At 65.8% G+C, this 18564-nt stretch carries 20 protein-coding genes and 1 pseudogene; 17 read left to right on the top strand and 4 right to left on the bottom strand.

The features are described from left to right. From M9978_RS20335 to M9978_RS20280, 12 genes and pseudogenes are all read left to right on the top strand, one after another. Nucleotides 1-85, top strand: a pseudogene (locus tag M9978_RS20335) (integrase catalytic subunit); the annotation flags it as partial. A 125-nt stretch (nucleotides 86-210) separates the two neighbouring features. Next, complete coding sequence (locus tag M9978_RS20330; RefSeq protein ID WP_254296447.1) at nucleotides 211-984, top strand: DsbC family protein; 774 nt, start codon at nucleotides 211-213, stop codon at nucleotides 982-984. Nucleotides 985-1201: 217 nt separating this feature from the next. Next, nucleotides 1202-1519, top strand: coding sequence for a hypothetical protein (locus tag M9978_RS20325; RefSeq protein ID WP_254296445.1), 318 nt, complete (start codon nucleotides 1202-1204; stop codon nucleotides 1517-1519). 100 nt (nucleotides 1520-1619) lie between these two features. Next, entirely contained in the window at nucleotides 1620-1886 is a 267-nt protein-coding gene (locus M9978_RS20320) for a type IV conjugative transfer system protein TraL (RefSeq protein WP_069319539.1), read from the top strand. Between the two features lie 41 nt (nucleotides 1887-1927). Then, nucleotides 1928-2527 carry a TraE/TraK family type IV conjugative transfer system protein gene (locus M9978_RS20315; RefSeq protein ID WP_436977209.1) on the top strand — a complete coding sequence of 200 codons (600 nt, stop codon included), beginning with the start codon at nucleotides 1928-1930 and terminating at the stop codon, nucleotides 2525-2527. Next, nucleotides 2511-3284: a type-F conjugative transfer system secretin TraK gene (locus M9978_RS20310; RefSeq protein WP_254296442.1), complete on the top strand. Its 774-nt coding sequence runs from the start codon at nucleotides 2511-2513 to the stop codon at nucleotides 3282-3284. The genes M9978_RS20315 and M9978_RS20310 overlap by 17 nt, the downstream gene beginning before the upstream one ends. Further along, nucleotides 3281-4564, top strand: coding sequence for a TraB/VirB10 family protein (locus M9978_RS20305; RefSeq protein ID WP_254296441.1), 1284 nt, complete (start codon nucleotides 3281-3283; stop codon nucleotides 4562-4564). The genes M9978_RS20310 and M9978_RS20305 overlap by 4 nt, the downstream gene beginning before the upstream one ends. Nucleotides 4565-4599: 35 nt before the next feature. Then, complete coding sequence (locus M9978_RS20300; RefSeq protein ID WP_254296440.1) at nucleotides 4600-5199, top strand: TraV family lipoprotein; 600 nt, start codon at nucleotides 4600-4602, stop codon at nucleotides 5197-5199. Continuing rightward, on the top strand, nucleotides 5196-7709 hold the full coding sequence (locus M9978_RS20295; RefSeq protein WP_254296438.1) for a TraC family protein: 2514 nt from the start codon (nucleotides 5196-5198) through the stop codon (nucleotides 7707-7709). The genes M9978_RS20300 and M9978_RS20295 overlap by 4 nt, the downstream gene beginning before the upstream one ends. Then, on the top strand, nucleotides 7706-8035 hold the full coding sequence (locus M9978_RS20290) for a hypothetical protein (RefSeq protein ID WP_254296436.1): 330 nt from the start codon (nucleotides 7706-7708) through the stop codon (nucleotides 8033-8035). The genes M9978_RS20295 and M9978_RS20290 overlap by 4 nt, the downstream gene beginning before the upstream one ends. Next, a complete protein-coding gene (locus tag M9978_RS20285) occupies nucleotides 8032-8259 on the top strand; it encodes a hypothetical protein (protein WP_254296435.1) in 228 nt (75 codons plus the stop codon). The genes M9978_RS20290 and M9978_RS20285 overlap by 4 nt, the downstream gene beginning before the upstream one ends. Further along, nucleotides 8249-8917, top strand: coding sequence for a conjugal transfer protein TraW (locus M9978_RS20280; protein ID WP_254296434.1), 669 nt, complete (start codon nucleotides 8249-8251; stop codon nucleotides 8915-8917). Before M9978_RS20285 ends, M9978_RS20280 begins: the two co-directional genes overlap by 11 nt. Nucleotides 8918-8952: 35 nt before the next feature. Here the strand turns inward: M9978_RS20280 and M9978_RS20275 are convergent, their stop codons facing one another. Then, the gene (locus tag M9978_RS20275; protein WP_254296432.1) at nucleotides 8953-9486 is read right to left on the bottom strand and encodes a GNAT family N-acetyltransferase; all 534 of its coding nucleotides are present in this window, start codon (nucleotides 9484-9486) and stop codon (nucleotides 8953-8955) included. Nucleotides 9487-9492: 6 nt separating this feature from the next. Beyond that, nucleotides 9493-9801, bottom strand: a complete 309-nt coding sequence (locus tag M9978_RS20270) for a type II toxin-antitoxin system TacA family antitoxin (protein WP_254296430.1) — start codon at nucleotides 9799-9801, stop codon at nucleotides 9493-9495. Between the two features lie 69 nt (nucleotides 9802-9870). Between M9978_RS20270 and M9978_RS20265 the strand changes: the two genes are divergently transcribed. The 5 genes from M9978_RS20265 to M9978_RS20245 all read left to right on the top strand — a co-directional run bounded on the left by M9978_RS20265 (nucleotide 9871) and on the right by M9978_RS20245 (nucleotide 15753). Next, nucleotides 9871-10899, top strand: coding sequence for a TraU family protein (locus tag M9978_RS20265; RefSeq protein ID WP_254296427.1), 1029 nt, complete (start codon nucleotides 9871-9873; stop codon nucleotides 10897-10899). A 131-nt stretch (nucleotides 10900-11030) separates the two neighbouring features. Then, entirely contained in the window at nucleotides 11031-13010 is a 1980-nt protein-coding gene (locus M9978_RS20260; RefSeq protein ID WP_367305138.1) for a hypothetical protein, read from the top strand. Beyond that, nucleotides 13007-14359, top strand: coding sequence for a conjugal transfer protein TraN (gene traN / locus M9978_RS20255; RefSeq protein WP_302054132.1), 1353 nt, complete (start codon nucleotides 13007-13009; stop codon nucleotides 14357-14359). Before M9978_RS20260 ends, traN begins: the two co-directional genes overlap by 4 nt. Next, nucleotides 14331-15185: a type-F conjugative transfer system pilin assembly protein TrbC gene (locus M9978_RS20250; RefSeq protein ID WP_254296422.1), complete on the top strand. Its 855-nt coding sequence runs from the start codon at nucleotides 14331-14333 to the stop codon at nucleotides 15183-15185. The genes traN and M9978_RS20250 overlap by 29 nt, the downstream gene beginning before the upstream one ends. A 133-nt stretch (nucleotides 15186-15318) precedes the next feature. Beyond that, on the top strand, nucleotides 15319-15753 hold the full coding sequence (locus M9978_RS20245) for a S26 family signal peptidase (RefSeq protein WP_254296421.1): 435 nt from the start codon (nucleotides 15319-15321) through the stop codon (nucleotides 15751-15753). 499 nt (nucleotides 15754-16252) lie between these two features. Here the strand turns inward: M9978_RS20245 and M9978_RS20240 are convergent, their stop codons facing one another. Together M9978_RS20240 and M9978_RS20235 are read right to left on the bottom strand one after the other, a co-directional pair. Further along, entirely contained in the window at nucleotides 16253-17557 is a 1305-nt protein-coding gene (locus M9978_RS20240; RefSeq protein ID WP_254296419.1) for a dihydrolipoamide acetyltransferase family protein, read from the bottom strand. Next, entirely contained in the window at nucleotides 17557-18564 is a 1008-nt protein-coding gene (locus M9978_RS20235) for an alpha-ketoacid dehydrogenase subunit beta (protein ID WP_254296414.1), read from the bottom strand. Before M9978_RS20235 ends, M9978_RS20240 begins: the two co-directional genes overlap by 1 nt.

The raw sequence follows: 18564 nt of genomic DNA, 5'->3' as shown, positions 1-18564 counted from the left end.
GGCCGTCCCATCTCCAGTGTCGCCCTCCGGTTCCGCTTCGCTCCACCTACGGCCAACACTGGAGATGGAAGCGTCAATGCACTAACAATCCGCTCGGACCACTCGGTGGGGGCTGGTCAGTTGAGCATCCGGCCAAGGTGTCGATCGGCGATAACCTCAAGATCGACCGGGTCGTCCTCGAGCGCGGCACCGCAGCGACGGAGGCGACCCATGCAGCGCGGCGCTAGCGTCGCGGTGAGCGCAGCGCTGCTGCTCGCGAGCGCGGCGCTGGCGCAGGAGACGCCTGTCGCTTCGGATGAACCGCTCGCGGCCGCCGCGAAGGACGCGCAACAAGCTCTACGCCAGACCTTCACGAACCTGCAGTTCGAGGACTTCGGACCGGCGCCTGTGAAGGGTCCGTTATATCAGGCCAATGCCGGCGGCAAAATGATCTATTTCGCACCGGAAAGCGGCCACCTGCTGTTCGCAGCTGTCTATGACCGGAACGGCGTCAACGTCACCGCGCTTGCCCAGGATGCCAGTGCGCGCAAGCGGCTGAACGCGATCGATACCGGCCAGGCGCTGGTGATCGGTCCGCCAGGTGCGCCCAAGGTCATCGAGTTCACCGATCCCGACTGCCCGTACTGCCAAGCGCTCGACCGGTTCTGGGCCGCCAAGGCAGCCGAAGGCAAGCAGGTCCAGCGGTTCATCTTCTTCGTGAGCGGCATTCATCCTGAAGCTGCGGCCAAGGCCGAGCATATCCTGTGTTCGCCCGATCGCGCTGCCGCGTTCCGGGCCATCTATTCGGGCGCAGTGCCGAAGACCCTCACGAAATGCGCGACTGGCGAAGCGACGGTCACTGCCCATGGCCAGATCGTGCGCAAGCTCGCCGTTTCCGGCACGCCGACCCTCTTCGTGGAAGGCCGGATGATCTCGGGTTTCCAGCAGGCCGAGATCGAGGCGTTCCTCGATCGGCAGCAGGGCGCGAGCGATGCCAGGCCCTGACCTCCGGCCTGAGACCGGAAACGCGGCGCTCGATCACTCTGGCGGGTCTCCCTTCGTTCCGAACCGGCGTCCCGCGCGTCCGGGCAGCGAAGCGAGAACCGGTATGCCGGTGGCGGCGCTCCCCAGGGAGCTGTCCAGTGCCGCTTCCGGCCGGAAACGACTTCAATCGTGCCGGCAGGCATTTGCCCGGACGGCTCCCGTTTCGTGGAGACCATCGATGTTCAAACTCACCTTGTCGCGGAGCGCACGTGTCGCCGACTCCGGACTTCTGCTGGCGCTTGCGCTCGTCGCGGGTGCTGGCGCGGCCAGCGCCTTCACGGCGCCGCAGGTCGGCGACCTCGGCTACGACATCTATAACATCGTCGTGAACGAGGGCGTCAAGGGCCCGCTCGGCTTCGTCGGCGGTGTCGCGGCCTTCCTGTTCGGCGTCTCGCGCCTGTTCTCGAACATCATGATCGGCATCCCGACGATCGTCGCGGCGGTCTGCCTCATCAAGGCGGACTCCATCCTGCAGACCTTCGGGATGGTGATCTGAGGGCACGCGCCGCCGCGCCGCGGCGGCCGCGAAGAGCTGGGGGGTGATGGTCACCTCTCGGAAATCACGCTCGCGCGTGATGAAGCAAGGGAGAAGAGCGTTGGATGAACGTCTTCCACAATTCCTGCACCGGCCGGTCCAGATCCTCTGGTTCGACAGCCAGGAATTCATCGTCGTGATGTCGACCATCTTCGTCGCCGTGATCGTCGGCGGGCTGGTCGGGTGGGCGCTCATCGGCGCTCTTCTTCTCTTCATTCCCTGGAAGCGCACCAAGCCGCGCGGGTTCATCCCGCACGCCGCCTGGCGCTGGGGCCTGCTTCGCTTCCGTCACTATCCGGGTCCGACCCAGACCCGCTTCTACGAGTAGGGCCAATGGTACATCCGTTCCGGCGCAAGGCGCCCGCCGACATGATCGGCGACACGCGGCCGAGCTGGCATCTGCACCGCTATCTGCTCGGCTCGGCCAATCTCTTCGAAGAGAACCGGTTGCTCAAATTCGCGATTCTCGGCATGTTCGGCGTCAGCGCGGTGCTCGGCACGGTGCTCTACACCTCTGCCCTCAACCAGCGAACGGTGATCGTGCCGTTCGGCGCCGGGGGCGATCTCTACGTCACCGGGAACGAGCCGTCAGAAGCCTATCTTCGCACGATCACCCGCAACATCGTTAGCCTGTCTGGCACCTATTCGGCCTATTCGGCGGACCAGCAGTTCCAGGAGCTGCTGAGCCTAGTCCATCCGTCGGCCTATAACGGTCTGCGCGACAGCCTGAACGCGCTGCTCGACGAACTGGCACGCAACCCGACGCTGTCGATCGCGAGCTATGTCCGCACCGATCAGCCGGTCACCTACACCGGCACCGAGATCGTCGTGCCGGTCGAGAAGGTGCGCGTGATCGGCGGCGTGATCCGCAAGTTCCAGGGCACGCTTCGGATCAAATACGTCATCGACAATGGCCGCTTCTGGCTGACGTCCCTTCACGAGGAGCACTTCAATGCCGGTCCCCGGTAAGCGCTCGGGGCTTGCCTTGAGCGTGGCAGCGCTGTGCGCTGCCTGCCCCGCCCCCGTCCTTGCCCAGTCGATCGCGGCGCTGCCGGACCAGACGAGCCGCATCCGCCTGTCGAACCGCGACGTCAACCATGTGGTGTGCGTCGGCGGCGAGATCGAGGACGTCAAATTTTCCGCGGAAAAGGGTATCGCGGTCGAGCGCGGCGGGTCGGACGCGTGGATCAAGTTCCTCGTCAAGGAAGTCGATGAGGCAGGGATGAAGTCGCGCAATTTCGTGACGACGGCTGCTGAATTCTATGTCGCCTGCAACGGCGCGATCTACCCGCTCTATGCCGAACCCGCCGATATCCCGGCGCAGACGGTGACCCTGGTTCCTGGCGCGAGCCAGCGCGCCCGCAGCAACGATGCGCTGCTCGGCCCGCTGGTCGAGGAAGAAAGAGTCGTGTCGATCACGCTCGCGCTGCTGCAGGACCGCGTGCCCGGCTCCTTCACCGAGGTCGCGCCGGGCGCAGCCACGCTGGCGATCACGGATCTGCCCGACCTCGAAATCCGCGAGCGGCGTCGTCTCGCTGTCGAAGGTTCAGGCCTCACCGCAAGCGAATATCTGGTGACAAGCACCGCTGCTGTCACATTGGATGAACGTGCCTTTCTCGACTCGACGCTCGGCGCCGATATCTTTGCGGTCACGCTCGACCGCCTCAACCTCGCTGCCGGGGACGCTGCTCGACTCATCGTCATCCGCCGGAGTGCCGGGCTGTGAGCGGGCCCGATGATCGCGGCACAGCGCCAGCACCATCGGCGCCTGACGCCGAGCCGACCGGCCCCGGACACATTCCGGGTGCCCGGCCCGCCTTGTTCGACGTGCGCACGCAATGGGAACGCATGACGTCGGACCAGAAGCTGCGCGCCAAGCAATTCGGGATCGCGGCGATGGTCGGGATCGCGGGCTACGGGCTCTATTCGGCGAGCTCGAGCACGGCGCCCGAGCCGACGAACGTCGCCGAAGCCATCAAGCTCGATATGGGTGCGGGGCTGCGCGGCGACAGTCTCGAGGTCAAGTTGCGCGGCGACTTGCAGAAGATCCTCGATGGCCAGTCCCTGCTCGGCGATCGCGTCACCGCAATCGAGGAAGGCAAGGTTGCGCCAGGCGGAAGTGCGGCCAGCGCGACGGCTGACGGCAGCGACCTGCCGCCGGCCATTCCGGGCGAGGTCCCCGCTTTCCCGCCTGCGCCGCCGGAAGCATCCGCCGATGGCAACATTCCACCGATGCCGCCGGCCGCGACTGCGCCCGAGGCCCCGCCCGCACCGCCGGTCGAGCGCCAGGTCGGCGCCATCGGCGCGGCAACGAGTGCAGCGCCCGCGGCACCCGGGGCCGAAGGCTCAAAAAAAAAGCTGCGCACGATTTATTTGCCGCCTGGTTTCATGAAGGCGCGGCTGCTGACCGGGATCGACGCGCTCGCCAGCAAGGATGCGACGAGCAACCCCGAACCGATCATCGCGCGTGTGCAGGCCCCCGCCGTGCTCCCGAATGACGTCAAGGCGAACCTCTCGGGCTGTTTCGTCGTCGGCAACGCGACCGGCAGCCTCGCCAAGGAGCGAGTCGAGGTCCAGCTCGTGTCGATCTCGTGCATCGATTTCGACGAGCGCGCTGTGGTCGATCAACCAATCAAGGGCTTTTTCGTCGATGCCGACGGCAAGAAGGGGCTCTCCGGCAAGGTCGTGACGCGCGCCGGCGCCACGCTCGCCCGCTCCTTCATCGCTGGCACGATCTCGGGAATCGCACAAACGGTCGAAAGCAGCGTCGGCGACGTCTCGACCTCGGCGCTTGGCTCGGTGCGCTCGCTCGATCCGGCGGACGCGGCCAAGGCTGGTGTGGCGGGTGGCTTCGCCCGCTCCTCCGACAAGCTCACCGAATTCTATCTCGATCTCGCGCGCCAGGCCGGGCCGGTCGTCGAAGTCGGCGCCGCCAAGGACGTGGTGGTCGTGATCCAGGAAGGGATCGCGCTCGAGATCAAGCCCAGCGTCGGGAGCAAATTCTGATGCCCCGCCTCCCTCGAATCTCAGGAACCAAGCCGATGACCGCCCCCGTCGCGCGCCGCTGCGCTCGCTCCCTGCTGATTGCCACGACCGCGCTCCTGCTCCCGGGCTGCGCCACGCTCGGCTCGGTCATGTCGCCCTATTCCGAGAAATTCAGCTGCAAGAACAACGATCACGGGCAGTGCATCCATCCCGAACAGGCCCATGCCGACGCCGTCGCCGGCATTGTTTCGAAGTCCGATCCGGCGGTCACGCACGATCGTTCGATCCTGCGCGACCAGGGGACCGTCGCATCAGTTACCAGGCGCGGCAAGGCGCCGCCATCGGCCTATGGTGGCTATCGCGACAGCGTCTATGCCGAGCTCAAGGGCCTGCTCGAAGCGCCGGTGACGCCGATGCTCAAGCCCGCGCGGACCGTGCGCACGCTCATCCTGCCCTATGCCGACCGGCAGCGCCCCGACCGGCTTTACATGCCGCGCTACGTCTATTCGATCCTCGACAAGCCAGCCTGGGTGGTCGGCGGAACCCTGGTCTCCCCGTCGTCGCGCGCCGCGCAGGCACCGATGCTGGGCCAGGTGCAGGAGCCTTCGGCCGAGACGGCGCCGCTGGCAGGCCCGAGCGCGGAACCGCGGCAATGAGCGCGCGCGCCTCGACTCTCAGCTACGCCAGGCTGCGCAACAGCGTCCGGCGCGACAGCTTCTCCGATTTCCTGCCGCTGATCGCCTGGGATCCGCAGACGGACGCCTTCCTCTGCGTCGACGATTGCTGGGGTCATGGCTGGGAGATCGTGCCGAGCGCCTATATGTTCGCGCACGTCCAGGGCGCGCTGCAGGGACTGCTCAACATCCACTTCCCGGACGGCACCGTCCTGCAGCTGCATACGTTCGCGGATCCGCTCATCGACGATACGCTCGACGCGTTTCTCGATCTCAAGACGCGCGACGATCCGCTGATCCAGGCGTCGGCGCGCCAGACCCGCGAATATCTGAGCGGCGGACGGCATGGCCTCAAGGCACTGCACGATATCCCTGTTCGCAACTTTCGCACCTTCCTCTCGATCAAGACGCGGCGCCCGCTCGACGAGGATCTGCGCCGCCAGGTCGAGGAGCAGCTCGCCAAGCTCGGCATTCGCCGGCTCGCGCCCGAAGAGACGATCGCCTTCTATCGCCGCATCTTCAACGGCGTCAGCGAGGGCGCGCCCGGCGTGTTCGCCGATGGCGCGACGATCGATGCGCCGCCGATCGCCAAGCAGATCATCGACGCCGGCCCCGACCTCGCCTTTGAAGGCCCTGAGGTGTTTCTCGGCAACCAGGTCGCGCGCTGCCTGACGCCCAAGGCGCCGGCGCGGCGCATCACTGCCGAGCGCGCCAACCGGCTGCTGGGCGGCATGCGCGGGAGCGCCGAGGACAGTGACCAGATTGGCGGGCCGTTCCTCTACACGCTCAACATCCTGTTCGATCACTCGCAGTTCGAGATCCACAAGCGCGCGCAGATCCTGTCGGCGCAAAAGGCGGCCGGCTCGTTCGCGGTCGAGGTCGGCAAGCAGATCGAGGAGATCGGCTGGATCCTCGACGAGGCCGGCAACTCGAAGTTCGTCCGCGTGATCCCGACCCTCTGGGTCTTCGGGCGCGACCGGCACCATGCGCGCGAACTCGCCGCGCGCGCCAAGCGGTTGTGGGAGAGCGAGCCACTCCCCTTCTCGATGCAGGAGGAGAGCTATCTCAATCCAACGCTGCTCGTCATGAGCCTGCCGTTCGGCCTTTACCCCGACCGCACGACACTGCGCATGCTCGAGCGCGACTTCCGCATGCCGGCCAAGGCGGCGGTGCTGATGGCGCCGATCCAGACCGACTTTCGCGGCGGCGGACGCCCCGCCCTGCTCTATACCGGGCGGAAGGGCCAGCTCGTCACGCTCGACCTGTTCGATCCGCGCATCAACAACTACAATTTCATCGTCTCGGCCGAAAGCGGCGCAGGCAAGAGCTTCCTGCTCAACAATCTCTGCCAGCAATATTATGCCTGCTCGGCCCTGATCCGCATCATCGATATCGGCGGCAGCTACCGCAAGCTCTGCACGCTCTGCTCGGGCCGCTATATCGATATCGGCGAGGAGCATCTGGTCCTCAACCCCTTCGACATGGGGCTGGCGCTGGACGGCGACGACAAACAGTCGGCGATCACCATGGCGGTCGCAATCGTCGCCGAGATGGCGAACGCCTCGACCCGCAAGGGCGTGAGCACCTCGCAATGGAATCTGCTCAAGTCCGCGGTGCAGTGGACGATCGACACCGGACGCGCCGATCGCGGGGTCGATGCCGTGCGCGAGTGGCTCGGCACCTACCCTGCCAACACGCATAGCGATCTCGATCGCGTGGAGCATCTCGTGCCGGTGGCGCGCGAGCTCGCCTTCAATCTGCGCGATTTCGGGTCGGACGGTGCCTATGGCCATTATTTCAACGGCCCCTCGACGCTCGACATCCGTTCCGACGAGTTCGTCGTGCTCGAGCTCGAACGGCTGAAATCGATGCCCGACCTGTTCAACGTCATCGTCATGGTGGTGGTGAACGCGGTCACCCAGGAGCTCTACCTCTCGGCGCGCGACCGCCCGCGCTTCGTGCTGTGCGACGAAGCGGCGCAGTTCATGACGCGAACCGAGGGACAGGATCTCTCGCGGCTCGCCGAAGCCTTCGGCCAGGGCTATCGCCGAGCTCGCAAATATCGCGGCTCGTTCGGAATCGTGCTGCAGTCGATGAACGATCTGCAATTGTTCGGCGGCACCGGCCAGGTCATCCTCGAAAATGCCGCGACCCGCTTCCTCCTGCAGGGCTCGACCTATGACAAGGCGGTCGAGAACAAGATCCTCGACTATTCGGGGTTCGTCCTCGAGCTCCTGAAATCGGTCCGCAACTCCAAGCCCAATTACAGCGAGGTCTTCATCGACTCGCCGCTTGGCCTCGGCATCGCGCGGCTCGTTGTCGATCCCTTCTCCTACTGGATCAACACCTCGGCGCCCGACGAGGTCGCGGCATTCGATGCGCTGATCCGCGCCGGCCTGTCGCCGCTCGAAGCGGTGTGCCGCCTCGCCGGGGTCGATCCGGCAGGCATTCTCGGCACCAGCAGCGCTGCCGTCATGGAGGCTCGGCGATGAGGCAGAAATCGCTCGTCCACCCAGCGCAGTTGCCGCTTCGCTTCGATGACCCTGCCGAACTCGAGCGCGTCATCGAGCAGCGCGTCACCGAGCGCTTCAAGGCTGAAGCGATCCGCTGGCGGCTGCGCATCGTCCTGATCGAAGCGGCCGTGATCACCGCGGTCGTCGGGTCGGCGGGCCTCGCCATCGGCCAGCCAGCGGGAGTCGTGATGCACGCCGCCCTGCTCGTCGGCGCTTCGTGCATCGCCGGCGGCACGCTGCTGCTCGGCGTGACGGTGGCCGGATCGCATTTCTGCGCGCGGCTGCGCCGGCGGAGGCACGCATGAACGGTCTCGTTTCGCCCGATCCGTCGCCTGGCGCGCTGCGGCTCGCAGTCGGCGGCTATGTCCTGCTGTTCGTCGAATTCTATCTCGCGATGCTGCGGCCCGATCTGGCGCTCGACCTGCGCTGGGTCGTCTGGCCCGTGACCTTCGTTTCGGCGGCCGCATTCATGGTCGCGCTGTGCGGCCTGCCGGCGCCCGAGGATTTCGGAGGCCGCGATGGCCGGTGATCCCGCCACCCGCTGGGTCGCGATCGCGCAAGGCGCGCTGGTCGCCGGCCTGCTCGCCGGCGCGGCCCTGCTCGGTCTCACGGGCGCGGCGGCAAGCCCGGCGCAGCCGGGCTCGACGGCGACGATCGGACGCACCTGGCCGATCGCCGAACCCGATGCGATGGCGGAGATCGCAGCGCGCGTCGCGCGCCAGCCCAAGGACATGGCGGCGCAGTTCGGTCCGCGCAGCAACTGGTCTGCGCTCCGCGCCGCTGCGCTCGGCATCGCGCCTGCCGACCGCACGCGTGACGTCGTGCCCTTCTACACGCTCGACACCGAAATCCGGCTTCCCGACGGCAAATTGCTCTATCCCAAGGGCTTCAGCTTCAATCCGCTGGCTTATGTGAAGCTGCCGCAACGCCTGGTGATCGCTCACCCGCGCGACCTTGGCTGGGCACTCGCCGCCGCGCGACCCGCCGATTTCGTGATTGTCACCGCCGGCGATGCGATCGAACTCAGCGAACGCACCGGTCGCGCGATCTACATTCTCGAAGAACGGATGAAGGACCGGCTCGGCCTCACCGTTGCGCCCGTGATCGTCGCGCAGGCCGGGCAGAAGCTCGTGCTCACCGAATTTGGCCCGCGTCAGCGCGGCATGGAAAAGGCATTGGCTCGATGATCCGCCCGAAACGTGCCTCGGTTGGAGGCAGTCACTCAGAATGGGAGCAGCGCGATCGAAGCGACCGGCATGAAAAGCCGCAACGGTGCATCCGGCAAGGCTTGGAAATTGTAGGAAAGATAAAGGTTGCGGCGCCGCGCCACCTTGGCTGGATCACCGCAGTCGAGAATATCGAGCAACGCGACCGAAATCCCGACCATTTCGGACGCACGCAGAATGCGCTGGAGCGCGTCCGACAGCAGGAATCCGCCAAACCCTTGCCCTTGATAGCGGGCATCGACGCCGATCATCGCGATATATGCAGCCGGGATGTCGCCATGCCCCGGGCTGGATCTCGCGTACCGGTCCGGCAGTTCGACGTGATGGATGCTGTGCGCGTTCAGCGCGTAGAATCCAACAACATCACCCGCACTGGTCGTCATGACATAAACGCGCAGATTACCGGCCTTTGTGAGCTTATTGGCCGTCTTCTGGAAGTAGTTGTCGACTTGGGGAACGCCGGACGAAAAATGTCGTCTGTCGTGCCGCTTCGTATCAAGCGGCTCGATCGTCAGTTCGTGTTCGATCATCGGTCATCAAATGCTTTTGACGCGCCGCTTGTATCCTTCAACGGCGCGCCGCATCCGGTCACTGGGCTGTGGCGGATTATCCAGTGCATCAAGGACTGCCTTGAAATCTCGTTCGGTCACGACGGTGTGCTCGTGCGTCGAGATGGTCGCCAACGCAGCATTGTACAGAGCGGTCACCGCGAACACCGAGTCATCGACACCAGACAGCGCTGCCGCGCGTTGAATCGCCTGCTTCACACGCGGCTTCACGCGAAAGTTCATGCGCTCGCTCGCACGCTCATCGACTGCTGCCGCAGCGTCACTGATCGCGCTCATGGCCCATTTCCTTCTCAATTTCGCTCTAACGATCTGTACGCCGATTGTACGCACAAGACAACTAATGAAATGCCGGGAGCGGCCCCGACGCTGTCTCGTCAAGGCATCGCGCTGACGATCGCTGGCATCTTCACCCTCCTGATCGTCCCCTCCGAAGCGCAGGCCTCGAAGTGTAAGGCCGGCACCATCTTCAACCCGATCACCAAGGTTCGCTGGAACTGCATCTTCCCGATCACGATCGGCGGGGTGCGGATCGGAAGCCACGACAAGCTCGACAAGGCGCTCGACGCGCAATCGGCATCCAAGCCGCTCTGCGCCTGCCGGAAGGGTGCGCAATTCTGGTTCGGCGTGAAGGTTTCCTTCTGGTCGCCCAATCGCATGATCGATGTCGTGACCGAGCCCGGCTGCATGATGGCGCTCGGCGCCGACATCATGGCGACGGGCGGCAAGCTGCAGGGCAGCCAGAGTTCGATCTCGGACGGAACAAACACGCACAAGATGTTCGCGCAAATGCATTATTACATCTCGCCGGTCTGGAAGATGCTCGACATGTTCACCGACCTGCCGTGCATCGAGGATGACGGCTTCGACGTCGCCCTGATCACCGAAGTGCTGCCGACCTGGCAGTCGGGTACCTTGGGCGCGATCATCCAGCCCGAGGCGATCCTGTTCGGCAATCCCGCCGCCGGGCTTGCCTGCATGGCCGACAGCGCGGCGGCGGCAGCCGGCAAGGTCATCGATCCGCTCTTCTGGTGCATGGGGAGCTGGGGATCGACCTATCCGATCGCGGGCGACATCCATTTCGGCGACAGCGTCGAGGCGTGGGCGGGGCTGGCGGCGCGCGGCACTTTCATGATGGGGCGCTTGGGCGCGCTCACCATCAGCTCGTCCGATGGCTGCTCGTTCAAGCCGAGCCCGATCTGGACCAAGTCGCGTTACAAGCTGCAGCTGATGGAGCCGGTCAAGGGCGGCAAGTGCGTCAATATCGGGCGGCCCGGCGCGCTCTGGACGAGCGGCAAGCACGCCCCGGGCGAGGACAATGCCCAGTTCATGCTATTCGAAAAGGTGATCTGCTGCGCCGGGATCCCGGTGCCATGAGCCGATCGCTTCCCCGACGTCCCGCGTGTCCGGCCGGTATCCTACGGTCTGCCCGCCAAGGCCTGGATGGCCGCCGGCTGGCACGCGTGGCGGGAGCGGCGCCACCAAGCCCCCTTGGCGCCGCTCCACCCTTGGCCAGCGCGGGCGCCCCTCTCGTCTGGCGATGCAGGTTCCTCTCCCAGGCCTGTGTCGTTCCGGCGGCCGCGCTGGTCTTTCTTGGCGCCACACCACAAGCCGCGGGTCAGAGCGTCGAGGATCGAGCGCGGTCGGCCGCGGCCGCCGCACGCGCCAAGTCCGGCGACAGCGAGGCGCTGCAGCGCAACTATGTGACGCCGGGCCTGGCCGGTCAGCCGGTCAGCACGATCGACGGCAGGCAAAGCTTCAATCCCAGCCTCGCTTGCCAGAAGACCGCGACGCTGCTCGAGGTGCTGGCGCAGCCTGGCGCTACCGGCGACCTCATGAGCGTGCAGATCGCGCGCGACACTGATCTCGACGGCAAGATCGACAGCCGCGCCACTCTGCCCGCTCCGGTATCGGGCATCTGCGCCAATGGCGTGATCTCGTGCCAGCCCGGCAGCTGGTCGCAGTGCAAGCACTTTCGCTGGAATGTCGACGGGACAGGTCAGCTGAAACTCAGCGAAGCGGCGCTCGACGAGCTTGCCGGCTGCTATTGCATCAACAACAGCTGCGGCGCGAACCTCGCCTGGGGCAATTTGGCCTCGGTGCTGCGCGACCTCGGCGGTGGCATGATCGGTGCGCTGACCACCGCCGATCCACGCTTCGGCATCGCGCAGGCCGTGACCGACGGGCCGCTGATCCGGTATACCGGCGCGCAGACCACGGCCTGTGCCGCCAGCCCGCAGCTGCCGCAGACCGCCTACCGTGCCAACCCCGTGACGATCGCAGGGGACGCGCAGGCGACCGCCGCATCGAGTTCGCTGTTCGAGACGCTGACGGGCTCGCCCGCGGGGTTGGGAAAGGCGATCCAGCAGCGCCGCTGCACCATCGAGCGCCAGGTCGAGGTGCGGCAGCCCGGCATCGAGGACATCGTCGAGCGAGTCTCGGGCGGCTATTCGGTGACGATCACGGGCAAGACGCTCGACCTTGCCATGGGATCACCCGGCGAGAACTCGCTGCGCGGCGGCAATTGCGGCCTGATCGACTTTCGAATGACCCTGCGAGTCGATGCGCCCGATCGAATCGTCGCTGCGCGGCTGCTCGACTATTATGCCGATGACTGGGCGCAGTTGCGCATCGACGGGCAGTTGATCGCATCGGGTCCAGGCGGCTGGTCGTCGCTCGGCTTGCCACCCGCCAAGTGCGAGCGAAGCGACCGCTTCAGCGCCAGCCCCAATCTCGACATCAAGTCATACCTTACCAAGGGCGAGCACGAAATCTGGCTGCGCGTCGCCGTCGCCGACAAGGGCGAGGCGCGCGCGCGCTTCCAGATCCAGGTCAACGACAGCTGCCAGTCGAGCGAGCAGCTCGTCGATCACTGCGCCGCCATCGCGCAGGACAAGAAGTGCCGCATCGACAGCGAGACGGTCGACGGCGTGCAGACTTTCCGCAACGGCGTGAACACGGGGCTACGGCCATTGCCGCAGACGCGGCAGTTCGGGACGTCGTCTTGTCCGATCGAGTTGAAACGCGACTTCTTCCTGCGCGAGCGCAGCTATCGCTGCGAGATCGACAGCACCGCCCTGCCCGCGCCCGATCTCAGCCGCGGCGCCTATATCCTAGACCGCTCGACCGAGACTCTGCTCGCGGATCGCATGCGCACGACCACCGGCGGCGCAACCGAGACGATACGCCCGTTCAGCCTGCCCGATCGCGGCGCGGTGCCGGCGTGCGAGCCGATCTGCAAGACGCGCGCCCCCAAGGTGAACACGGCGACCGCGCCGCAGGGCGTGATCGGCAGCCAGCAGAACGATCCGAGCTCGTTCGACACTTACTATCACAGCTGCGGCACCGACAATGTCTGCCCGGTAGGGCCAGGCGAGGAGCTGATCTCGGCCTGCGGCTGCCTCGATGACTTTCCCGAAGCGGTGGTGATGATGCAGACCGTACGACTGGCCGGCGCCGACCTCCTCTGCACGACGTCGCCGCAATGAGCGCGCGCAGCTGGTTCCCGCCGGGCAAGGTCGCACTGGTGCTGCTCGCGATCGCGGCGTTCCTCGTGATGACGCAGTTCGCCGCTGCGCGCGATGTCACCGACCACCCGGGCTCAGGCAATTGGCTGGCGAGCACCGGGCAGGTCCTCCCGCAACTGCCGCGTGAAATCGATCCCACCGATCCGGCGCCCCTGCCCGAGATCGTCGATCCGACAGTGCCGAACGAGCCCACGGAGCCGCCCACACCGATCGGGCCCGCAGAGCCGCCGACACCGACACGGCCGCCCGACCCGGGGCAGCCGACCCCGCCGCAGATCCCCCCGGGCAGCCCCGGCACGTCGCAAATCTGCGCCGCGGACCTCAACGGCAATGGGGACGCCGCCGATCCGGGCGAGATCGCCGCCTGCATGCCGACCAGCGCCGGTTATCATTGCCCGCTCCAGCAGACCGCCTGTGTCGTCTCTTCGGAAGGCCGATATCGCTGCCCGCTCGGTGACGAGCATGGCTGCGGCGTTCCCGCCGACGGCGGCACGCCGGTCTGTTCGCCCCATCGCTGCGCGGATCCCGCGACCACGCCGTTCGAGGAGGTCCCGCCGATCGACGATCCGGGCACGCCGGCAAATGGCGGCGTCGATGCGGATGGCAATTGCATGGGTCGGATCGAGATCTTCAGTGGCCGCGCCATGCGCTGCCGGCCGCCCGGCCTCAGCGTCACCTTTGCCAGCTGCTGCAAGGACAAGGGCAAGATCATCAAGGACGGCATGGGGTCCTCGATCGGGTCGATCGGCACGAAGATCGCCGTCGTCCAGGGTGTCTTCAAGGGCATGCGCGCGGCCTATACAGCGTTCCGGGCCGGCGCGACCGCCGCCCAAGCAGCCAGCAGCGGCGCGAACGCCTTGCTGCTCGGCTTCGACCCGACCTCGCTGGCGATCAGCTTGGCCGTGAACGTGATGATCGAACTGCTGTTCAATGGCTGTGACCAGCAGGACATGGAAACCGCGATGCTCCGCGCCTCGGGCATGTGCCATGAGGTCGGCAGCTATTGCAGTTCGAGCTTCCTCGGCATCTGCCTGCAAAAGGCCAAGGGCCATTGCTGCTTCAATACCAAGCTCGGCCGCATCCTGCAGGAACAGGGCCGACCGCAGCTCAAGTCTTTCAATGGCGTCGGCTGGGGCACGCCCCGACAACCGCTCTGCCGCGGCTTCACGCCGGAAGAGTTCCAGGCGCTCGACTTCGCGAAGATGGATCTCACGGAATATTATGAGGAAATTCAGGCGCGCGGGGCCGCTGAAATTCAAATCGACATGAAGGACAAGATCGATGCCTATCTCAAGGCCATCGGCGAGTAGCGCCCTCGCGAGCGTCGCGCTGCTCCTCGCCGGACCGAGCCTGGCACAGCAAACCGGCAAGGAGAGGATCGAGCGCGAGGGCGACGCCGCGATGGAGCGTCTCAAGGGCTCGATTGGACGCGCCAAGCCCGAAGCGCAATCCCACCCCTCCCCAATCCCTCCCGCGCAATTGCCGCTCGAGATGCGGCGGCGCGCGTTCGACGGGTTGAAGCAGCACAAGGTCACGCCCGACATCGAGACCCGAGCACGCGCGGGCGTGGCAGCCGGGGAAGCACAACTCGCCGCGCAACGCGAGGCGATGGCCAAGCGTCTGCGCCAATCGCTCGGACTCGAGCCCAGCGACGTGGCCGATGTCGCAAAGGCCGCCGCCCCTACCCCAACTGGCTGGGTCCCAGTGTTGTTCGTGTCGTCCTCAATGCCGCTCCCGGTGCTGCGTGCCTATGCAGCGCAGCTCGAACGCGCGCGCGGTGTGATGGCCTTTCGCGGCATGCCGGGCGGGATGCGCAAGGTGGCGCCCATGGCCAAGCTTACCGCGCAGATCCTGCGGCTCGATCCTGGGTGCGAGGGCCCGACCTGCGCGATGCGCGACGTCCAGGTGATCGTCGATCCGCTGGTGTTCCGCCAGCATGGCGTCGCGCGCGTGCCCGCCTTGGCGATGATCCCCGGCGATCCGACTCAACCTTATTGCGAGCGCGATGCGGATAGTCCCCGCGCGCGTCATCTCATTTATGGCGACGCTGCGCTTGACGGCTTGCTCGATGAATATCGGCGCCTTGGCGGCGCCGCGGAGGTCCGTGATGCTCAGACTTTGCTGGCTATCCCTTAACCTTGCGGCCTCTGCGACACGTTGGCTTGCCGCCCTCCCGCGCGACGCGGCTGCGGCACTCGCAGCGGATGGCGACCGCGCCCGCGCGACGAAGCGCCTATTCTGGGCAATCCTGCTTGCGGTTTCCGCCGGCTTGCTGAGCGCCTCGCTGCTGGGGCGGGTCACCCTGGTGATGAGCCCGTCGATCGATGCCTGGGCGGTCGCGCCCGCGCCAGGCGCGATCCGCAAGGGCGATCTCGTCCAGTTCACCCTATCGCACCCAATCGCCGGTCCCACGCCGGTCAGCGTCACCAAATATGCGCTATGCATGCCCGGGGAACGCTTGCGGATCGCAAAGCGACCCGCGAGCGACACCCACGCGACCGCGAGCTTCTTCTGCAACAACGCGCCGCTGGGAATCAGCCTGCGGCGCGGCCGTGGCGGCGTCTTGCTTAGCCCCGCCAGCAACTCTGGCATTATCCCCCATGGACTCGTCTATGTTGGCTCGCTGCATGCGCACGGCTTCGACAGCCGCTATTTCGGCCTAGTGCCGATCGAGCGACTCAAACGCATGGAAAGGCTCTTCTGAGTAACCTGGTGGCAGGGGCTAGAAGTGACGGCTCGCAGGTGCTTCGCAACTTACGGCCACACCGGTGCAATCGCTGCTTCGCGCGGTCTCGTAGCTTCCTCGGCGCGACAACGGCGCAATTGGCCTGCCACGCCGGCTAAAAGCCAGGCTTATCGAGTTGTTGCTGTCGGCGCTCGCGGGACGCCTGCGCATGTCCGCTTCGACTCGGTCAACCTTGCTCGATGATCGGGTGCTCAAGCCTCACCTTATCGAGCAACCGCTCGACCTCAGCCACCTCCCGCGATGCGCCTGAAGGCGCGATCGATCAGTTGCAGTGCCAATGCGTGGACAGGTCGAGCAGTTCGGCGGGGCCAACGACTGCGCGCCAGCGGCGCTGCGTGCCTCCGGCCATTCTACAAGCTGCCCGACCAGCATATCCCGAAGCGCGCCAGCGAACCCCGCGCCATAAGACATAAGCCTCGGCGTCGCTCAAGTCCCATGACCTGCGGTGAAATGCGCCTCAATCCGCGAACAGCAGCACCGGCGTCTCGAGCAGCTTCTTCACCGCCTGGACATAGCTCGCCGCGTCCCAGCCATCGACCACGCGATGGTCGCAGCTGATCGACAGGTTCATCAGCTTAGCACGGCGAATTTCATCGCCGTCAAACACTGGCCGCTCGACGATCTTGTTCGGGCCGATGATCGCGACTTCGGGCTTGTTGATCACCGGCGTCGTCGCGATCCCGCCGAGCGGACCGAGCGAGGTGATCGTGATCGTCGAGCCCGACAGTTCCTGCGAGGTTGCCTTGCCGGTCCGCGCCGCCTCGGCGAGCCGCGTGATCTCGGCCGCCAGCTGCCACACATTCATGTCCTGCGCGTCGCGCAGCACCGGCACCATCAGGCCGGCATCGGTCTGCGTCGCCATTCCGAGATGCACCCGGCCATGCCGCGTCACCACGCCGGCTTCGTCGTCATAGCGCGCGTTGAGCATCGGGAAATCGGGCAGCGTGCGGCAGATCGCGACGATCATGAACGGCAGCATGGTAAGCTTGGGCCGCTGCCCACGATTGGCGTTCAGGTCGGCGCGCATCTCCTCCAGCGCGGTCACGTCGATCTCGTCGACATAGGTGAAGTGCGGTATCGTCCGCTTCGCCGCCGCCATATTCTCGGCAATGCGGCGGCGCATCCCGATGACCTTGACCGGCACGTCCTCCCGCGCCCGGCTGGCGTGCGGGGCGTGATAGCCCTGGCCCGAACCATAGCGCAGGAATGCGTCAAGATCGGCGTGGCGGACATGCTGGCCATCATGCTTCACGTGAGCGAGATTTACGCCCAGGTCCTTCGCCCGCTGCCGCACCGCGGGCGAGGCAAGAACCTGTCGCTCTTCTCCCCTCCCGCTCGCGGGAGGGGTCGGGGGTGGGCCTTCTTCTGCGACGGGCGACGGTGCTGCCTGAACAGCCCTACCCCCAGCCCCTCCCGCAGGCGGGAGGGGAGCAGTGACTTCCTCGACGCCCGGATTCTCGGCCTCGATCGTTTCCTCGACCTGCTCGCTCACCGGCGCAGCTTCAATCTCAGCCGCATCCCCCTCGATCTCGACCACCATCAGCCCCGACCCGATCGGCACCATGTCGCCGACCTCGCCGGCCAGCTCGACCACCACGCCCGACACCGGCGACTCCATTTCGACCGTCGCCTTGTCGGTCATCATGTCGGCGACCTGCTGGTCTTCCTCGACGCGATCGCCAATCTTGACGTGCCAGGCCACGATCTCGGCCTCGGCGATGCCTTCGCCGATGTCGGGCAAACGGAACGTGAAACGAGCCATCAACGGGCCTCCATGACGCGGGACATTGCCTTGATCAGCCGCGCGGGCCCCGGGAAATAGTCCCACTCGAACGCGTGAGGATAGGGCGTATCCCAACCGCAGACGCGCTCGACAGGCGCTTCAAGATGGTAAAAGCAGCGCTCTTGAACCAGAGCGGACAATTCGCCGCCAAAGCCGCCAAAGCGCGACGCTTCGTGAAAGATGATGCAGCGGCCGGTTTTTTTGACTGACGCCTCGATGGCTTCGATGTCCAGCGGGACGATGGAGCGTAGGTCGAGCAATTCCGCGTCAATCCCACATTCCTCGATGGCTGACAGCGCGACATGGACCATCGTGCCATAGGCGAGGATCGTCACCGCTTCCCCGCTGCGGATCGTTGCCGCCTTGCCAAGCGGAAGCCGGTACAAGCCATCGGGGACCTCTGCGGCAGGATGCCCATGCCAGCTCGCCACCTTCTGATCGGGCCGTCCGTTGAATGGGCCGTTGTAAAGCCGTTTGGGTTCGAGGAAAATGACCGGGTCGTCATCCTCGATCGCCGAGACCAGCAGGCCTTTAGCATCATAGGGTGTTGATGGGATCACCGTCTTGAGCCCGGTGATGTGAGCGAAGATCGCCTCGGGCGATTGGCTGTGCGTTTGCCCACCGAAAATGCCCCCTCCATAAGGGGATCGGACCGTGATTGGTGCGGAAAACTCGCCGCCTGAGCGATAGCGCAGCCGCGCAGCCTCGCTCACCAGTTGGTCGAATGCCGGCAGGATATAGTCGGCGAACTGAATTTCGGGGACCGGGCGCAGGCCGAAGGCGCCCATGCCGATCGCCGCGGCAATGATGCCGCCTTCGGCAATCGGCGCATCGAAACAGCGCTGCAAGCCGAACCGCTCCTGCAATCCATCGGTCACGCGGAAGACGCCACCGAAATAACCGATGTCCTGGCCGAACATCAGCACGTCGGGATCTTGCTCCAGCTTGTTGGCGAGCGCCGAGTTCAACGCCTGGATCATGGTCAT

Origin of the sequence: Sphingomonas tagetis (genome assembly GCF_024211275.1) — a bacterium.
GTDB classification, from domain to species: domain Bacteria; phylum Pseudomonadota; class Alphaproteobacteria; order Sphingomonadales; family Sphingomonadaceae; genus Sphingomonas; species Sphingomonas tagetis.
Note: the sequence above shows the minus strand (reverse complement) of the source record. Positions and strands in the feature narration are given on the sequence as shown.